Below are 16654 nucleotides of genomic sequence, written 5' to 3'. Positions count from 1 at the left end.
GCGGCGCATCACTCTTGGGATTCGTGGATCACGATGCCCTGCAGCATGTCGACCTCGCATTCCCAGGGCTTGTCGGTGAGAACGCGTTGCCCATGCTCGTATCCTGCCTGCCAGCGCGTGCGGATGCCCGAGCGGGTGAAGTCGATGTCCTTGGTATGGTCCTCGCCGTCCAGTCGCGGCGAAAGCAGGCGGACGAGGTGCATGACCGACGGGCAGCCGTAGGAGGCGAGTTCCTTGAACATCGGATCCTCGCGAAGCTCCTCGGGCACGAGCTTTCCCATTTCGCGCACGACATGCCGAAGCCGATGCAACTGCTCCTGCCGTGCAACGTGGCTCCGGCCGCGGCTGGCATATTGCAGGTCCTTCTGCCGGCCCATGACCTGCCAGATCGACTTTGGCTCGGTGGCGCGGGGTTGCCACATGTTGACCGCGAAGATCAGCGCGTCTCGCCTTGGTCGCGCATCGAGCACCACCTCGATCGGCGTGTTCGAATAGATGCCGCCGTCCCAATAGGGCTCGCCGTCGATGCAGACCGCCGGAAACGCTGGCGGCAGGGCGCCCGACGCCATGATGTGCGCCGCCGACAGGATCATCTCGCGCGTGTCGAAGTATCTAAGCTCGCTGGTGTTCACGTTCACGGCGCCGACCGTCAGCCGTGTGTGGTGGCCGTTGAGGTAGTCGAAGTCGACCAGATTGTTCAGCGTCCTCTTGAGCGGATCGGTGGTGTAATAGGAGGCATTCTCGACACCGACCTCGCGGTTCACGCCAAACATGGCGCTCGGGTTCGGTTCGAAGAATCCCGGGATGCCGCGCATCACCGTGCCCATATTGGCAAAGATGTTGCTCGGAACCATCATCCGGAAAAACTCGTCGAATGGACTGCTCCGGCCGACGCCATCCCAGAATTCCTGAAGCCTGGGCAGACGATCGCCGGGCTTGTTTCCGGCAATCAGCGCGGCGTTGATGGCGCCGATGGACGTGCCTATGACCCAATCCGGTTCGATGCCGCCCTCGACCAGCGCCTGGTAGACGCCGGCCTGATAGGCGCCGAGCGCGCCACCGCCTTGAAGGACAAGGACGGTCTGACGTTTGACGTCGCTCTGGTGTTCAGTCGCCGGTTCTGCTCCCGGAACGGACAGGTTTGGCGTGATCTTGTTCATGGCCTTCGCTCCCGGTGCAGGTCTAGTGGGCGGTCCAACCGCCTTCGATCGGCATGACGGCGCCGGTGATCGAGGCCGCGTCGTCCGACGCGAGGAACAAACAGAGCGCGGCAACCTGCTCGACCGTGACGAACTGCTTGGTGGGCTGCGCGGCCAACAGAACATCCTTGATCACCTGCTGCTCGGTGATCCCGCGGGCCTTGGCCGTGTCGGGTATCTGCTTCTCGACAAGCGGCGTGAGCACGTAGCCGGGGCAAACAGCGTTGACCGTAATGCCTTGTTCGGCAACTTCCAGCGCGACGGTCTTGGTCAGGCCGGCGACGCCGTGCTTGGCCGCGACATAGGCGGACTTGTAGGGCGATGCGACGAGCGCGTGCGCCGAGGCCACATTGATGATGCGGCCCCATTTGCGCGCCTTCATCGCCTGCAACGCGCGCCGGATCGTATAGAACGAGGACATGAGATCGATCGCCACGACCGCTTCCCATTTCTCGATCGGAAAGTCATCGATCGGCGCGACATGCTGAATGCCGGCATTGTTGACCAATATGTCAACGGCGCCGAACTCGGCGATGGCCTTGTCCATCATCGAGGTGATCGCGTCGCCCTTGCTCATGTCAGCATTGTCGTATCGAACGGCGACCTGATGATCGGCGGCCAGCTTTGCCCGCAGCCGTTCGATCTCGGCGGCGTCGCCAAAGCCGTTCAGAACGATGTTGCAGCCCTTGGCCGCGAAGGCTGAGGCAATGCCTTGCCCGATGCCGCTGGTCGAACCGGTGATGAGTGCTGTCTTGCCTTTGAGCATCGTCTTGTCCTTCTGATTGCGCCGCTTACGAGCGATGGCGCGCGGGCCGGCTTCGGATCTGACGATTAAGTATGGCGAACCGGCGCAAGCTGCGGAAATGCCGTTGAGACATGGATTCGATAGCTGACGGTCAGATCGTTCGCTTCAGGCCCCGGATGTCGATCGACCGGTCGGGTTGTTTGACGTAAGGGCAGCTAGTAAGATCGCGCCGCAACGCGGGCGGTGCCGTATGCGCGTCCAGTGAGGGGAGCGTGCAGTGGAGATCAGCCAGGTCCGATACTTCTTGGCCGTCGCCAAGGAGCTGAATTTCACGAGGGCAGCCGAGCAGTGCAATGTCACGCAGCCGGCGTTGTCGCGCGCCATCAAGCTTCTGGAAGATGAATTCGGCGGGCCGCTTTTCCACCGAGAGCGGCGTTTCACTCACCTCACCGAGCTCGGCCGCATGGTCGAGACCTATCTCGAGGGAGTCTTCGAAAATTCTCGCCAGGCAAAACAGATCGCCGAGCAATATGTGACCCTGAAGAAGATGCCGCTCAAGGTCGGCATCATGAGCACCATCGCTCCGGACGAGATTATCGAGCTCATAGCAGCCGTGCGCGCGCACCATCCTGGCGTTGAGTTGCATCTTTGCGATGCGGACGCGGTGAGCCTCAGGAAAAGGCTGCTCGAGGGCGAGCTCGAGGCTGCCATCTATGCGTTGCCCTCAGACGTTCCCGACGAAGAAGTGCACTCCCTGCCGCTTTTCCAGGAGCAGATGGTGATGGCCGTTCACCTGACCCATCGCCTTGCCAACCAGCGCATGGTGCGGGTGAAGGACATGAGCAACGAAAGCTACATCCACCGCAACAATTGCGAGTTCGCTGGCTACGCGGATGCTATCCTTGCTGAGCAAGGCGTCACGGTCAGTCCGGTTTACTGGAGTGATCGCGACGACTGGACATTGGCGATGATCGCCGCCGGGCTTGGCTTTGGCTTCATGCCGGAGCATACCGTCAAGCATCCTGGCGTGGTGCCCCTGCCGATCACGGAGCCGGAATTCTGGCGTGACGTCAATCTGGTCACGGTACGCGGCCGCAGGCATTCGCCCGCGGTTGGCGCGCTGGTCCGCGAAGCAACGCAGAAGAAATGGTTCGGCGAGCGGGCAAAGGCATTGTCCGCCGCCGAATGATCTGTCCGTGCGAGGCTGACAGGCTCAGAGAGCCTAAGCATTTCTGCGTTTCGCGCCGATCAATTCTTCCTGACTGACGACGTGACGGACTGGATCACCTCTGTCGCCATCTTGAACTGTGCCTGCCGGTCGGTGATGCCGTGCCGCTTCGCAATCCAATCGAAGTCGCTATAGGCGGCGTAAACCGTGCCATTTCCGGTTTGGTAAACCAGCACGCGCACCGGCCAGTCCAGGCCGGCCTCGGGATTTGAGGTGATGAACGTCGTGCCGAGCGCCGGATTGCCGAACATGACGAGCCGCGACGGCCGGACGTCGTTGCCGGCCTTGTTGCCGAGCTTCGCCTGGTCGATCACGCCAAAGAACATGAGGCCCTTCTTAAGGACGTCCTTCTTGATGCGGGCGACGGTCTCGGCGACCGAGTAGTCGCTCTTCACCGTGACGACGCCGTCCGAGGCGGCGGCAGGAAGGATGACCGTCATCAACATGGCGGCTCCGGTGATCAGGGTTTTCAGGTAGGCTGTCATCGCATTCTCCTTGGTTGCTGGGTTGGCAATGGATTGAGTTTCTTGGGGTGATCTTGCTGGCGCAAACGGTCACGCGGCTGGCGTCCTCAGCGTTCGGGCTGCCGCGATCGCTACCGCGAGAACCGCGACCAGTGCGGCCACGCAGGCCGTCCAGCCGACCCGATCGTAGATCTGTCCGATGAGGAAGCTGCCGGCGAGCCCGCCCGCATAGTAGGACGCGAGATAGATGCCGCTCGCAGCAGCTCGGTCGCGCGAGGCGGCCCGGCTGACATGTCCGGTGGCTATCGCCTGGGCCAGGAAAGTGCCGCTGGCAACCAGCGCCATTCCGGCGAGGACGATGGGAAGGCTGGGTGCGAGCAGCAGGAGCAAGCCGACGATCGCCAGCCCAAGCGTTGCGCCGACCCCCATTCTCGGACCGAGGCCCGAGGCCACGCGCCCGGCGAGCGGAGTGGTCAGCATCGAGGGTAGGAAGACGAAATAGACGACGCCAAGGGCCATCGGGGTCAGCGACAACGGCACCGCGACAAGCTGAAAATTCACATAGGTGAACGTGCCGATAAAGACGAAGAGGATCAGGAAGCCGATCGCAAAACAGGCCCGCAGCTCGACATTTTGCAGCGGAACTTTCCAAGCCGAGCGGGCAGGCAGGCCCTCCGCGTCGTGCATCATTGCCGAGGTCTTCTGCAGTGTGAACCAGACAAGAGCGGCGCCGAGCAGATTAAGCGCGGCGAAGGTCAGGAAGTTGGTGGAGATGCCGAACATGTCGGCGACAGCGGCCGACATCAACCGGCCGAAAAAGTTGCTGGCAACATTGCCAGTCACATACGCCGCGAGCGCGCTCGTGGTCTGCCGGGCGGAAAAATGCTCCGCCAGGTAGGCCATGGTGAGCGTGAACGCGGTCGACATGCAAAGGCCTTGCGCTACGCGCAACACGGCGAAGACCACTATATTGTCCGTCTGCGAAAGCAGCGTCGTCGGGATCGCCAGGATGGCCAGGCTGATCCAGATGCCGTTGCGGCGATCGATGCCGCGCCCAAAGAGAGCGACGGCGATCCCGGCCACCGCCATGCCGAAGGTGCTGGCGTTGACGGCGAAGCCCATGGTGGCGCGGCTGACGCCGAATTTCACCACCAGCGAAGGCAGGATGGCCTGGGTGGCGAACAGGTCGACGAGCGTCAGGAACGCAATCAACGCGATCAGGCCGAAGCGCCAGCTGTCCGCGGCCACCCTGCGGAGCCCCATCAATTCGGTATGTTCACTGGTCGTCATCACAAGCTCCTGGCCATGCGTCCTCAGGCGATCGCCCGAGGACGCGCTGTTGGTTGATGCTGCTAGGATCCGCTGGCCGCGACGAGCGGCTCACATCATGTGATCGTTGTGCATCGCCGGCGGCAGAACGTCGGCTGAGTAGAGCACCGCCGGGACCTTGCCGTTGTTCTTCCACCAGTGGGCGAGCTGGCCGAACTCGGCGGTCACGTCGCCGGCCGGATGTTCGATGCCGACCTTGCAGGTGCTGGCGTATTCGGTGATGGAGCCTTCGACGATGATAATGTTGGCGGGGCGAGCCGTGTGCTCATGCCACGGCACCACGCCGCCTGGCTGAACGACGAGTTTGCGAAGGCGCAGCATGTTGCCCTTCCAAGCTTCGCCCTTCGGGCTGAGGTCGATCGCCGAAAGAACCGTGTCCGTGACGCCGACGGGCTTGCTGGGATGTTCCTGGATGTCGGTCGTGGCGGCCTGGCCGGCAGGGCAGTCGCCGGCGAAAACCGGGGCCACCGAAAACGCGGCGGTCGCGGTGAGAAGTCCGAGGGTCAGCGCCAGCTTCAGCGGCACCCGCAATGCAATAGTCTTGGAAGCCATGTCTATTTCTCCTTTGTCGGTGCCCAATCGCGGAAGCGGGGCATAGGAGGAGAGTGACGGTAGCCTCGAGGAAAGAGAAATGCTGACTGGCTCTTAATTCGATACCTGAAAACTATGGTGGACGACGGCGCCAGCGCGGCTATCCCGCTACGACATTTATCGCAGCGTTCGGCTCCACTTCGAAATGCTAAGCAGCGCTCTTCCTGGCCGACAGGTCGATACCGCTTTCCGGCCAGCTGTGCGCCTTGACGCTGTTCACGAAGGTCGATGTCGCCGGCGAGAAGCGGCGTCCGGCCACCACAACGAGCGAGACTTCGCGCCAAACTTCAGGATCGACGACTGGCCTGATCTGCAATCCCGGGATGACAGCGCTGAATTCCGGGATGAAGCAGATTCCCAGCCCGCCCGAGACCATGTTTTGAATCCAGTCTTCGCGTTCGCTGGCGTAGGAGATCCTGAGCTTCACGCCACGTTCGTTGCAGAGGCCGGCGAGGTAATCCCGATACTCGCAATTCAGGCGTCTGAGATAGTTCTCGCCGTCGAGTTCCGAGATGGCAACATTGTCGTTGCGGGCCAGCCGATGGCCGTTGGGAAAGGCAAGCACGAACCGTTCGCGATAGAGCGGCGTGACATCGAACCGCTCCGGGAAACTGTTGCTGGACGCCATGATGGCGACATCGATCTCACCGGCTTCCAGCAGTTGCGAAAGGGAGGCCGGAACGCCCTCCACCAGCTGCAGCTGGATGCCTTGCTGGCGCCTGTTGAACTCCGTCAACAGACCGGTAAATCGCCGCGGACCGATTGTGCACATCACTCCAACCTTGAGATTTGCATTCTCGAGGCAGAGGAACCTTGACGCTTCCTGACGCACGCCGGTCACCTCGTCGAGGATCTGCTGGAACCGGGGACGCAGCAATGCGCCCAGATCCGTGAGGTGCGTCAGGTTCCGCTCGCGGCGAAACAGCAAGCCGCCAACCTCATCTTCAAGCTGCTGGATCGCGCGCGACAGCGCCGGTTGGGTAATGTTGCACTTTTCGCCCGCGCGCGTGAAATTCCGGGTCTCGCAGACGGCCAGGAAGTAGCGGATGTGATGGATGTCCATGCGTATCGTCCCTCAACTGCACGGGTGCATTTGCAGGCTCGCACTCTGCCGCAATGGACGGGATCGCGCCAATGCGCGGGGGCTATAAAGTCGATAGCGTTTCGTCATGCGCCGATGGCGGGCCTGGCCCGCCATCCCTTGTCTGGTCGCGTGGTTGACGCGAAGGAGCGTCAGCTGTGATGGCCCAGGGCGAAGAGCTGGGCGCAGAACTGAGCATGCGGCTTGCTCATGGCGGCGTCGTTGCATTCCTTCATCATCGAAACCTGCATCGCCTTCGGCGTGGCTTTCCATGCCGTCTCGAAATCGGCGCTCGACTTCATCGTCTTCATGCCGGAATCGGTGAAGAAGGGCTGCATGTTCGATGGCTCGTCGAGGACGCCGGCGAAGGCAACCCCGCCGAAAGCGGAAAGAACAAAAACGCCGATGCACATAGCTTTGAGATTCATCGTAAGTCCTTCTCTGTTTACTAGTCGTCTTATTGACAGCCATTTGATTGATTTGGCAGCAATTCGGAACTAGATGTTCCTCCTTGCTGGCGTCGACCTTGCGACAAGCGACTAGCAACTTGCCAATGCCATCTGCGTATCGAGGTTATGCCGGCTGTGCATCCCATAGGTGCTTACGAACGCATTGCTAGTTGGCTCCGCCCAAAGCAAGCACGTTGGCGCAGAATTGGGCGTGTGGCTTGCTCATCGCCGGGTCATTGCACGCCTTCGTCATCTTGACCCGGTCATGCTTCGGCATGGCGAACCAGGCCTTTTCGAAACCAGCCATCGGCTTCATCGTCTTCATCGTGGCGTCCGTATAGAACGTCGGCAATGCGGCGAGGTCGCTGAACGGGTCGGCTGAAGCGGGGCTCGCACCAAGACCAACTGCAAGCGTAGCCACACAGGCAAGTTGTCTTCTCATCATTGATCTCCTTTCCAGGCGCGGCTCCGGCACGGCACCGGCTTGATCGGGATTCACAGTGCGGCGCGCCAAGACCTGCAGCCAATGCAATCTGCCTATGGACTTCATGCCACCTTGGCATTTCGGCTGAACAAGAAGATGCGGCAGTCTCTCTCCAATCGCCCTTGCTGGCGACCTTGGGGATGGAGACCAAACCATGCTTGCCCAGTCCGCAGTGAGAACAGTCGAAGCCGCCACGCCAGTGGCGCATCTTGGTGTCGAAGGCCGGACGATCGACATCATGCTGGCGAATGACGCGCATGGGGCCTTCGTCTGGGGTGTGCTCGATCGCCTGCTGGACGAGGCTAACTGCAGCGTGAGCGGCGTTACCGCGACGGGCTTTGCAGCAATGCAGGCAGCGGTCTTCGTCTATGGCTTAAGCGTCGGCGGCAGGCGCGGCGCACGCACGGCACTCGCCAACTTCTGGCGGCGCGTCAGCCATGCCTCGATGTTCGCCATCGATAGAACGGGCCTGCTGCGATCGATGCTGGAACAGTCGATCGACCTCGAGCAGATCAGTAACGAAGACTGCCCGGTGAAACTGGGCGTCCTGGCCGTCAATGCCCGCACCGATGCTGTGAAGATATTTTCCGGTGAGCAGCTGTCGATCAACGCGATCGTGGCGGCAGCCACCGTCCCGTTCCTCTCCCCGCCTGTGGAAATCGACGGCGATAGCTATTGGGGGGACGGCGACATCTCGCAATTGCCGTCTGCTCGATCACCGAAAACGAGCCACCGCCTGATCATTGCAGGCAGGCCTTCGCTGTTCACGACGCTATGTCCGGATCGCAGCTTTTCCTCCACCCATTGCGCGACCAAATGCGCGCCGGTTCACACCATCTTCGACGCTCAACACCGAGCAGGGGCTGCACTCTTCGTCAGACCCTGGATCGACTGGGGCGAACTGACCGACATGCGTGACAGAGGTCGACAATGTGCCGAAGGCTGGCTTGCGACTGATCTTTTCAGCACCGACAAACGCCCGGCCATCGGCTGTGGAGCCCAATACATCTAGGCGTCTCCCTCCCGCCTAGCCGCGCCTGCATCGCATACTCCCGAACGCAGGTGCCAAGCCCTCCGGTGTCCCCGCCGGAGGGCTTTTTCGCGCCGAGCTCCTGAACATAGTGGCCGCGTATCAATTCCATGCCGAGACAGCATTTCAGCTCGGCGCCACGATCGGAGAGACTGATCTGCAGACGGGCCTAGGGCCGGTCTTTCCCTCGAAACGCCAACCAGGAGACAAGCCTGTGATCAACACCAAGACTCTCATCGGATCGGCCCTCGCGGCTGCCACCACGCTCGCCACGACGGCGGCATACAGCGGCCCGGCCGCCAAGCCCGGCTTCGCCTTCGAGAAATGCTACGGCGTCGTCAAGGCCGGCCAGAACGACTGCCAGACAGCGACGCATTCCTGCGCAGGCACCGCGACCGCCGACAACCAGCCGGATTCCTGGCTCTACGTGCCCGCCGGCAGCTGCGCCAAGATCGCGGGCGGCAGCGACAAGCCGAAAGCCTAGCAACTTCCCTCGAGCCAACCAGACCAGAATGGAGGAGACCGATGTCCAGCATGTTTTCACCTCTTGCAATCCCCGCATCGGCGGGCATCGGTCTTCGCTCGCCTCACATCGCGGAGATGCTCACGCGGCGCCCTTCCGCAGGCTGGCTCGAGGTCCACGCCGAGAACTACATGGGTGACGGCGCTGGCGTCGAAGCGCTGGAAAGGCTGCGCCAGATCTACCCGCTGTCCGTGCACGGCGTCGGCTTGTCGCTGGGCAGCGCGCAAGGCCTGGATCGCGGCCACCTTGAACGACTGCGCATGGTCTGTGAGCGCTTCCAGCCCGATCTCGTTTCCGAGCATCTCGCCTGGAGTGTCGCTGACGGCGCCTATCTCAACGATCTCTTACCGCTGCGCTATGACGAAGAAGCGCTGGCGATCGTCGCGCGCAACGTCGAGACCGTCCAGGAAACGTTGAATCGGCAGGTTCTGATCGAGAATCTGTCTGCTTACGTCGCCTTTGCGGACTCCTCGATGAGCGAGGCCGAGTTTCTGGCCGAGCTCGTGGTGCGGACCGGCTGCGGCCTGCTGCTCGACGTCAATAACGTCCAGGTCTCCGCGCATAATCTGCAATATGACGCCAAGGCCTTCATAGATGCGCTGCCGGCAGAGGCGATCGGCGAAATCCACCTTGCCGGCCATGCGACCAACCACGTCGGCGCCGACACTGTGCTCATCGACGACCATGGCTCGCGCGTGCCTCCCGTCGTCTGGGCGCTCTATCAGCATGCGGTAGACCGGTTTGGCCCGCGCCCAACCTTGATCGAATGGGACACCGACGTTCCCATCCTCGACGTGCTGCTTGGCGAAGCAATGTGGGCCGACATGCTGACCGCGTCGATCATGTTCAACCGCAAGCAAGCCATGCGGCGCGAGCAAACGACCAAAACGCGAGCGACGCCGATCCTTTCTGTCCAAAGCGGAACGACGACCGGCATGCCCGTCCTTGCTGCGTTTGCCGCTGCCAGGTGCGCCAAGCCGTGCATGTCCGCGGCGCTTGTCTCAATCGAGGAGGAATACCATGCTGCCGCTTGAATACTTGCAGACCACCATGGCGCGGTCGGTGCTGGCCATGGAGCAGGTGGTCGCCGCAAATATGCTGACCGCCGGCAAGGCAGATCCGTTGGCGCGCCTGCGGATTTACCAGAACAACACGCGCAGTTCCCTCACCGCGGCGCTGATGGCGGTGTTTCCCGTGACCGTCCGCCTCGTCGACGAACGCTTCTTTCGCTTTGCGGCGAGCGAATTCATTCGGCGGCATCCGCCAGTGGAGTCGCGGCTGGCACGTTATGGCGCCGGCTTTCCACGCTTCCTGAAAACGATCGACACGCTGTCCGACATGCCGATCGTCGCCGAAACGGCGCGTCTCGAATGGGCCATAGCGGAGGCGCTCGACACGGCGTCGCTGCCGTCTCGCAGCCTCGCAGAATATGACAACACCGATCTTGGGCTGTCGCCGGATATCCAGCTCCAGCCCTCGCTGCGCCTGATCGTCTCGCACTGGTCGATCCTGTCGGTATGGATGGCGCATCAACAGGAGAAGGCTGTCGACGAAAACATCACCTGGGCAAGGCGCCCCGAACGCGTGGCGTTGTGGCGATCGGGGAACTACGTGCGGCTTTTTCTGCTCGACCGCGCGAGCTTCGCCTTCTGGCATTCGCTGAAGCACGGTTTCGGCCTCGAGCATGCCACTGGCCGCGCCTTGGCGCTCGACCCAGCCTTCGACCTGGTTTCGGCCCTTGTGCGTCTGTTCCGCGACAGGCTCGTTACCGACGTGCGGGTCGCCTCGAATTTCCCCTCAAACTGACGGAGACGGTCATGACCGCAATATCGGAGAAATCCTCGTCCAACCCGGCCGGCTTTGTCGGCCTCTGCAGGCGTATCATCAAGCTGCCCGAACACATTCCTTTTTCGCTGGTCCAACTCGCCGCGCGCGTGGCGGTGGCACATGTCTTCTGGCAATCGGCCCAGAGCAAGCTGGCGTCCTGGCCGGTGACGCTGCAGCTCTTCGCCAACGAATACAACCTGCCGTTCATCGACCCTTCGATCGCGGCGCCGCTTGCGACGACCGCGGAGCTAACCGGCTCGGTGCTGGTCTTCTTCGGGCTGTTCTCGCGCCTCGCGGCCCTGATGCTGCTCGGCGTCGTCTCCGTCATCCAGATTTTCGTCTATCCGGAAAACTGGGCGGAGCACCTGCTGTGGGCCTCGTTGCTGCTTCTCGTTCTGACGCGCGGCGCCGGTGTCTTCTCCCTCGACCAGGTCGCCGAGCGAACCCTTTCGGCACCCAGGAAATAGGAATTCCGGCCAAGTTGGAACGCACGGTGCGCATCTTCATCGTTCATGCTCACCCTGAGCCCGACAGTTTCAACGGCGCTCTGACCCGCGCGGCCGAGCAAGCGCTGGCTGCGGCTGGGCACGAGGTTGTTATCTCCGACCTTTATGCGATGGGCTTCAATCCGGTGTCGGACCGCCGCAACTTCACGACCGTGCTCGATGCGCACTACTATCGCCAGCAGGCTGAGGAGGCGAATGCTGCCGTCCGCGACGGATTTGCTCCCGACATCCAGGCAGAGATGGACAAGCTTTTCTGGTGCGATGCCCTGATCCTCCAGTTTCCGCTCTGGTGGTTTGGGTTGCCGGCAATCCTTAAAGGCTGGGTTGATCGGGTCTTCGCATCAGGCGGCCGCATCTATGGCGGCGGCAAATGGTATGATCGCGGCGTCTTCGCAGGAAAGCGCGCGATGTGCTCCGTCACGATCGGCGGGCCGCCGCCGATCTATTCCGACAGAGGACTGAACGGCCCGATCTCTGAGATCCTGTTCCCGATCAACCACGGGATGCTCTATTTCGTCGGCTTCACCGTTGTCGAGCCGTTCCTCGTGCACGCACCAGCGCGCATCAGCGACGGTGAACGCCGGCTTTTCCTCGATCGTTACCGTGAACGCGTCCTCGGGCTCGCACACGCTCCTACGATCGCATATCCGAAGCTGGCAGACTTCGACGACACTCATGTTCTGAAGTCGGCTTGAACAAATAAGCGCCGGTCTTCGCCGCCCAAAAGCGTCAGCGAGTTCTAAGGGAAGCGCTGGTGCTGCGAGAGAGGATTGAACTCGCTCAATATCCAGCTAACTATCTGATTTTATTTTTTCATTTCGCCGTTCGTTCTCGTGCTGTGTACCACCCCCGTGTCCTGCTGGCAACCACTTCGGGGCACCCAATCGTCGGCCCGATTGACAGGTCTTTGTGAACGCTGTAAACAGGCGTTTGTGTACAGCGTTCACAGGGATTTCAGTGGTGGATGACGAGCTTGTCGGCATCAACGAGATTGCCGAGATGGCCAATACGTCAAAGCAGGCCGTCGCCAATTGGCGGGTGAGAATATCCGACTTCCCAAAGCCCATTGCCGTACTGGCATCGGGTCCGGTGTTTCGCAGGTCACAGGTGCGATCTTGGCTGCGAAGGAGAAAGGTTCCTATGGCTCACGTATTTTCGACGATCAACCTCAAGGGCGGGGTTGGAAAGACGACCACCACAGTTGCCGTCGCCGAAACGCTAGCGGCTGGTTTTGGCAAGAGGGTTTTGGTAATCGACCTCGATCCGCAGACCAACGCCACTACGATGCTGATTGGCGAGGAGAGGTGGCGCGAGCTGAATGATGCTGGGCACACGCTCGCCCGGCTGTTCAAGGATGCACTCGAACCAGATAACAAGCAGTTCGACTTTGACTCTGCATTGCAGCAGCACGTCTCGGACGTGAGTGGAGCGTACGGTCTTGACCTTCTCCCCTCCAGCCTTGACCTCATCGATGTTCAGGACAGGCTGGCATCCACCCCCAGTGGAAAATTCTATTCGGTGAACCCCATCGAACTCTTGTGGCGGGCAGTCAAGGCTCGGTTGGATGACTATGACATCGTGATCGTCGATTGCCCGCCCAATCTGGGCATCATCACACTGAATGGACTGCGCATCTCACACGGCTATATCATTCCGACAATTCCCGACATTCTATCCACCTACGGCATTCCGCAGATCGTGACGCGCGTCAAAGAATTTTCTGATGAGATAGCGGAGACGATTGAGCCCTTGGGCATTGTCGTGACGAAGTTCCAGTCCAATTCCTCTGTCCACGCGAACGTTCTCCGCAACCTTCGTGCGGGGACGGACGCACCAGTGTTCGACACGATTATCGCACAGGCCAATGACATTGCAGCGGCGGCGGAACATCAGCAATACAGCCGTACGCTGAAACAGAAGTACGGTTACCGAGGTCTGGCTGATGCATATTGGAGCCTCGCCAAGGAAATCCTTGCCAGATTGGAGGGCTAAGCAATGAAACTGCGCCCAACGCTCATGGCCTTCGCAAAGGCCGTTGCTGATGCAGCGGAGCGCGACAGCGAATTTGCCGCTAAGTTGGACGAATTGTTTGGCAATGAGCAGCCCAGACACAAACGACCAGAGCCCGCGCATGGTCGGCCGAAGAATCGTAGGCCAGCGGCATTGCTCGATCCCGTGGAAGTCATCCGCAAGGGCGAGGTTATCCTGCGGGATCAACTTGCCAAGCTCTCGCTGGAGGAACTCCGCGACGTCGTTGCCGACTACGGGATGGATCCAGGCAAGCTCGTGATGAAGTGGAAGGACTCGAACCGCGTCATTGACCGAATAGTTGAGATTGCGGCTGCCAGATCACAAAAGGGAGACGCATTCCGAGGGGACTGAGCGCAGCCAAGAAACTGGCGGCGACAAAGTCTGACAGACAACTCAGCCGATCGGAGTGCGCCATTCGGCTGAGTCCTTGCTTCAACAGCGCGAGAACAGGTTATCCGGCCCGCCTCACTTCCTCCACATACCACTGCAGCGCCAGCCAAGGGTCACCCTTCAGGTCCGCCTCGACGGCGCGGGCCTGCGCCTCGCCTTGCGTGTCATGCACGTGCCTAATGAAGTCCTCCTGCCACGCAGCTACCGCTGTCGCCAAGGTGGAGAAATCAATTTCCATCTCGATTGCCTATCCTCTGTCACCGCTCCTTTGTGGACGGAGCCATCGGCCAGATACTGGGCAGGTCAAGAACAGGTCAATTCAAATAAATTCAATGCGATAGCGGAATTGTCCCTGCAAGGGGACTGTTCCGTATGTGGGGCATTTCCGCATGCGTACCCTTTGCCGCAGCTCACCTTCTCACGCCTTCGCTTGGCGTATCAAGGCGCAGTTGATGCCGCTCGTGGCAGTGAAGCAGCGCAGTGCTGCATAAGTAGTTCCACGGCTTGCTCCAGAGCCTCACCCATGTGCCTTAGGACCCTTCCACGCGGCCTCGGGTAGACGTGCAGCTCGGTCGCGGTAGGACCCTCGCCCCACCGCTTGTGCGTCCCAGACGCCATTCTGTGGACGAGCTTGGCTGCCTGCACCTGCTTGAACTCGGCTTTGCGCTCGGCCTGCGGGTCGTCCCTGATGATCATCTCGACGGCAAGCCACGCGGCGACCACACGGCGCGGATCGACGCCGGCCTTCCGGAGCCTCGCCCAGGCGGCCCTTGCGCGCTCCTGCGGTGACAGCCCACGTAACCGGAAAGCCTCTACGTGAGGCCCTGCGGTCCGTAGAAGAGTGGCCACTCGGTCGACGGCATTGGCCACATAGGTGTCATTCTGGTTTGCCTCAAGCCATGCTTGCGCAGCGGCCCGGTACGGGTTGATCTCTCGTGCGCTATAGGAGGCTTTGTACGGGCTCCCGTGGCGCGCGTAATGATCAGCATGGGAACGGCAGAACCGAGTGTCCAAGCCGTCTCCGGTGCCAGCACGAGCCGGTCTGCTGCACCCGACCACTCGGCAGCGTGTGAACATCGAGCTGGGCTCCGACGCCCGGCTTTTGACCTCAGCTTTGCGTTCTCGCCTGCGGATCAGCTTCTCGGTCAATCTCGGGTCCCTCTTAGGGGAGCGCGGGGTGAGCACCTATGGTTCATTGAAGGTCCAACTGATGGAGAAGTGAGAGGGGACATGGACAGGATAGATACCTCCATAGTGACAGAAGAGAGGGGAGCTGATGTACGGAATACTCCCAAGGGTGAGGACTCATCGGTCATGGGGTCTGTGCCTCTGACTGGGTCACAATTCCTTCGACACCCGCCACTCGCTTGAAGACCGACAGCATCACCTCTCTCGCAGTCGCAGCGGCGGACGCGGGGACCATCAGGGCGTCGTGGATCGGTAGCGCCGTGATCCCACTTGCCTTCATGATCAGCAATACCTCCACCATGATCTGGCTTTCGATGAACTGAACGTCGTGACCAAGTCCACGATGGAACCGATCCCTGATCAGTTCGTGCTTCTGCTCGATGGCCGCGACCACCTCGGCGATCTTGTCACCCCGGCGAAACAGCTTGCGTGTTTCCTGAGGGAACCGTTCAAGGGGCTTCTCGGCGAAGATCATCGCGCTCATGACACGCTTGATCCCCTCACGCTGCTGCACGTAACCCCACAGGTGGTAGAGGTCGTCTGAGGTCGGCTGCTGCCCCGCCAGTCCGTAGAGGATACGAGCGCCAGCCTGACCGTAGTCCAGCTCTACGGCCTTCTCGCCGCTTATGCGCAAGCCGGTCTGCCTCTCGTCCTTGCGCAGTAGCTGCCAGAACCCACCGAAGAGCCTGCCACCGCTATCGAAGCGACCTTGGGTGAAGACCCGCCGCAGTCTTCGGTCCCGCAGCGCAATCGGAGTGTGCGGCAAAGCGATGCCGTTCCAGTCGAAGCTAAGGTCGGCTTCATGGAGCCACTGGTTGATCTCAGTCATCTGCTCCCGGTAGCGGTCGGTAGCACCATCGTCCGGGTAGTCGAGACGCTCACCGTCATCCCAGAAATTGGCTCGATCTTTCAACCTCTTCAGAATGATTGTCTCCCCGGTCTGATGCGTATCCAGATCGTCGAGATCAACAGCATGCTCGGCGATGCGGTCGAGGAGCCGCTGTCCCGGTCGGATCACGGTGGACCGGGATGCGCCCTGAATGTCGGGGGCGACGTCTTGCTCCACGTATGCCATCTCTGGCTTCGACAGGAGGTCGAGGATGGCGGGAAACGCTTTGCTGTACACCGCAGGCCGATAGCGGCTCTTCGCCCCCAGAATACGGTTGGAACGGGTTACGAAGATGCCTGATCCGCCGACCAGTTGCCCGTGGATGAGGTCGGACAGTATAGCATCGACGGTCTGCTTGAAGGTCTCTTGATCTCTGGGGCGTCTCTTGTTGCGCCTTAGGCCGAAGCGGTCCTCGTAGGTCGAGAGGAGCCCTATGGCTTCTTTGACGAGGCCCTTGGAGTTATCCGAGGCGGCAAAACGGTAGGGATTGAATGGGCGGTCGCGTCCAACGTCCTCGTCTTCCGATCCGCCGACTGTAGTACGCTGATCCATCACTTCCAAACACGGCCAAACTCGCCACCCCGCATCTGGCGGCAGGCAGGGCTGTAACAGCGCAAAGGCACGGCCGACAAGCCCGAAGTCAGGTGCTTCCGCTTACCCAACGGGAGCTCGACCTATTGCACGATGTAACGGTTCAGCT

Annotated in this window: 19 protein-coding genes; 9 read left to right on the top strand and 10 right to left on the bottom strand. The window is 61.0% G+C overall.

Annotated elements, in window-relative coordinates:
- Positions 1–8 precede the first annotated feature (8 nt).
- Entirely contained in the window at positions 9–1160 is a 1152-nt protein-coding gene (locus EN869_RS25750; protein ID WP_127230063.1) for a patatin-like phospholipase family protein, read from the bottom strand.
- Between the two features lie 22 nt (positions 1161–1182).
- Positions 1183–1965, bottom strand: coding sequence for a 3-hydroxybutyrate dehydrogenase (locus EN869_RS25745; RefSeq protein ID WP_127230062.1), 783 nt, complete (start codon positions 1963–1965; stop codon positions 1183–1185).
- A 256-nt stretch (positions 1966–2221) separates the two neighbouring features.
- Between EN869_RS25745 and EN869_RS25740 the strand changes: the two genes are divergently transcribed.
- The gene (locus tag EN869_RS25740; RefSeq protein ID WP_127230061.1) at positions 2222–3133 is read left to right on the top strand and encodes a LysR family transcriptional regulator; all 912 of its coding nucleotides are present in this window, start codon (positions 2222–2224) and stop codon (positions 3131–3133) included.
- 59 nt (positions 3134–3192) lie between these two features.
- On the opposite strand, the gene EN869_RS25735 is transcribed toward EN869_RS25740, so the two are convergent.
- The 6 genes from EN869_RS25735 to EN869_RS25710 form a co-directional block, all read right to left on the bottom strand.
- Positions 3193–3618, bottom strand: coding sequence for a DUF302 domain-containing protein (locus tag EN869_RS25735; protein WP_245489624.1), 426 nt, complete (start codon positions 3616–3618; stop codon positions 3193–3195).
- A gap of 108 nt (positions 3619–3726) precedes the next feature.
- Positions 3727–4926 (bottom strand): MFS transporter, encoded by a 1200-nt coding sequence (locus EN869_RS25730; RefSeq protein WP_127230059.1) that lies wholly within the window; start codon positions 4924–4926, stop codon positions 3727–3729.
- Between the two features lie 90 nt (positions 4927–5016).
- Complete coding sequence (locus EN869_RS25725) at positions 5017–5517, bottom strand: cupin (RefSeq protein WP_127230058.1); 501 nt, start codon at positions 5515–5517, stop codon at positions 5017–5019.
- Positions 5518–5704: 187 nt separating this feature from the next.
- Entirely contained in the window at positions 5705–6619 is a 915-nt protein-coding gene (locus tag EN869_RS25720; RefSeq protein ID WP_127230057.1) for a LysR family transcriptional regulator, read from the bottom strand.
- A gap of 170 nt (positions 6620–6789) precedes the next feature.
- Positions 6790–7065, bottom strand: coding sequence for a hypothetical protein (locus EN869_RS25715; protein ID WP_127230056.1), 276 nt, complete (start codon positions 7063–7065; stop codon positions 6790–6792).
- Between the two features lie 187 nt (positions 7066–7252).
- Positions 7253–7636, bottom strand: a complete 384-nt coding sequence (locus EN869_RS25710; protein ID WP_127230055.1) for a hypothetical protein — start codon at positions 7634–7636, stop codon at positions 7253–7255.
- A gap of 88 nt (positions 7637–7724) precedes the next feature.
- On the opposite strand from EN869_RS25710, the gene EN869_RS25705 reads away from it, so the two are divergent.
- The 8 genes from EN869_RS25705 to EN869_RS25670 all read left to right on the top strand — a co-directional run bounded on the left by EN869_RS25705 (position 7725) and on the right by EN869_RS25670 (position 13838).
- Positions 7725–8582, top strand: coding sequence for a hypothetical protein (locus EN869_RS25705; protein ID WP_127230054.1), 858 nt, complete (start codon positions 7725–7727; stop codon positions 8580–8582).
- A gap of 232 nt (positions 8583–8814) precedes the next feature.
- Positions 8815–9084, top strand: a complete 270-nt coding sequence (locus EN869_RS25700; protein WP_127230053.1) for a DUF2282 domain-containing protein — start codon at positions 8815–8817, stop codon at positions 9082–9084.
- A gap of 41 nt (positions 9085–9125) precedes the next feature.
- The gene (locus EN869_RS25695; protein ID WP_127230052.1) at positions 9126–10157 is read left to right on the top strand and encodes a DUF692 domain-containing protein; all 1032 of its coding nucleotides are present in this window, start codon (positions 9126–9128) and stop codon (positions 10155–10157) included.
- Positions 10144–10929, top strand: coding sequence for a DNA-binding domain-containing protein (locus EN869_RS25690; protein ID WP_127230051.1), 786 nt, complete (start codon positions 10144–10146; stop codon positions 10927–10929). Before EN869_RS25695 ends, EN869_RS25690 begins: the two co-directional genes overlap by 14 nt.
- An 11-nt stretch (positions 10930–10940) precedes the next feature.
- Entirely contained in the window at positions 10941–11417 is a 477-nt protein-coding gene (locus EN869_RS25685) for a DoxX family protein (RefSeq protein ID WP_127230050.1), read from the top strand.
- A 26-nt stretch (positions 11418–11443) separates the two neighbouring features.
- Complete coding sequence (locus tag EN869_RS25680) at positions 11444–12151, top strand: NAD(P)H-dependent oxidoreductase (RefSeq protein ID WP_127230049.1); 708 nt, start codon at positions 11444–11446, stop codon at positions 12149–12151.
- A 265-nt stretch (positions 12152–12416) separates the two neighbouring features.
- Entirely contained in the window at positions 12417–13448 is a 1032-nt protein-coding gene (locus tag EN869_RS25675; RefSeq protein WP_245514642.1) for a ParA family protein, read from the top strand.
- Between the two features lie 3 nt (positions 13449–13451).
- Complete coding sequence (locus EN869_RS25670; protein WP_127230048.1) at positions 13452–13838, top strand: hypothetical protein; 387 nt, start codon at positions 13452–13454, stop codon at positions 13836–13838.
- A gap of 100 nt (positions 13839–13938) precedes the next feature.
- Here EN869_RS25670 and EN869_RS34585 read toward each other — a convergent pair whose 3' ends face one another.
- Positions 13939–14115, bottom strand: a complete 177-nt coding sequence (locus EN869_RS34585; RefSeq protein WP_167509402.1) for a hypothetical protein — start codon at positions 14113–14115, stop codon at positions 13939–13941.
- Positions 14116–15189: 1074 nt separating this feature from the next.
- On the bottom strand, positions 15190–16506 hold the full coding sequence (locus EN869_RS25660) for a hypothetical protein (RefSeq protein WP_127230047.1): 1317 nt from the start codon (positions 16504–16506) through the stop codon (positions 15190–15192).
- Positions 16507–16654: the final 148 nt, after the last annotated feature.

This window comes from Mesorhizobium sp. M2D.F.Ca.ET.226.01.1.1 (assembly GCF_004022705.2).
Lineage (GTDB): Bacteria > Pseudomonadota > Alphaproteobacteria > Rhizobiales > Rhizobiaceae > Mesorhizobium.
The sequence above is the reverse complement of the archived record's forward strand: the minus strand, read 5'-3'. Positions and strand labels throughout refer to the sequence as shown.

Bases quoted from the DNA above. Each gene is read 5' to 3' on its own strand.
- EN869_RS25750 (WP_127230063.1), bottom strand. From the start codon at position 1,160: ATGAACAAGATCACGCCAAACCTGTCCGTTCCGGGAGCAGAACCGGCG.
- EN869_RS25745 (WP_127230062.1), bottom strand. From the start codon at position 1,965: ATGCTCAAAGGCAAGACAGCACTCATCACCGGTTCGACCAGCGGCATC.
- EN869_RS25735 (WP_245489624.1), bottom strand. From the start codon at position 3,618: ATGTTGATGACGGTCATCCTTCCTGCCGCCGCCTCGGACGGCGTCGTC.
- EN869_RS25730 (WP_127230059.1), bottom strand. From the start codon at position 4,926: ATGACGACCAGTGAACATACCGAATTGATGGGGCTCCGCAGGGTGGCC.
- EN869_RS25725 (WP_127230058.1), bottom strand. From the start codon at position 5,517: ATGGCTTCCAAGACTATTGCATTGCGGGTGCCGCTGAAGCTGGCGCTG.
- EN869_RS25720 (WP_127230057.1), bottom strand. From the start codon at position 6,619: ATGGACATCCATCACATCCGCTACTTCCTGGCCGTCTGCGAGACCCGG.
- EN869_RS25715 (WP_127230056.1), bottom strand. From the start codon at position 7,065: ATGAATCTCAAAGCTATGTGCATCGGCGTTTTTGTTCTTTCCGCTTTC.
- EN869_RS25710 (WP_127230055.1), bottom strand. From the start codon at position 7,636: ATGAAGTCCATAGGCAGATTGCATTGGCTGCAGGTCTTGGCGCGCCGC.
- EN869_RS25705 (WP_127230054.1), top strand. From the start codon at position 7,725: ATGCTTGCCCAGTCCGCAGTGAGAACAGTCGAAGCCGCCACGCCAGTG.
- EN869_RS25695 (WP_127230052.1), top strand. From the start codon at position 9,126: ATGTCCAGCATGTTTTCACCTCTTGCAATCCCCGCATCGGCGGGCATC.
- EN869_RS25690 (WP_127230051.1), top strand. From the start codon at position 10,144: ATGCTGCCGCTTGAATACTTGCAGACCACCATGGCGCGGTCGGTGCTG.
- EN869_RS25685 (WP_127230050.1), top strand. From the start codon at position 10,941: ATGACCGCAATATCGGAGAAATCCTCGTCCAACCCGGCCGGCTTTGTC.
- EN869_RS25670 (WP_127230048.1), top strand. From the start codon at position 13,452: ATGAAACTGCGCCCAACGCTCATGGCCTTCGCAAAGGCCGTTGCTGAT.
- EN869_RS34585 (WP_167509402.1), bottom strand. From the start codon at position 14,115: ATGGAAATTGATTTCTCCACCTTGGCGACAGCGGTAGCTGCGTGGCAG.
- EN869_RS25660 (WP_127230047.1), bottom strand. From the start codon at position 16,506: ATGGATCAGCGTACTACAGTCGGCGGATCGGAAGACGAGGACGTTGGA.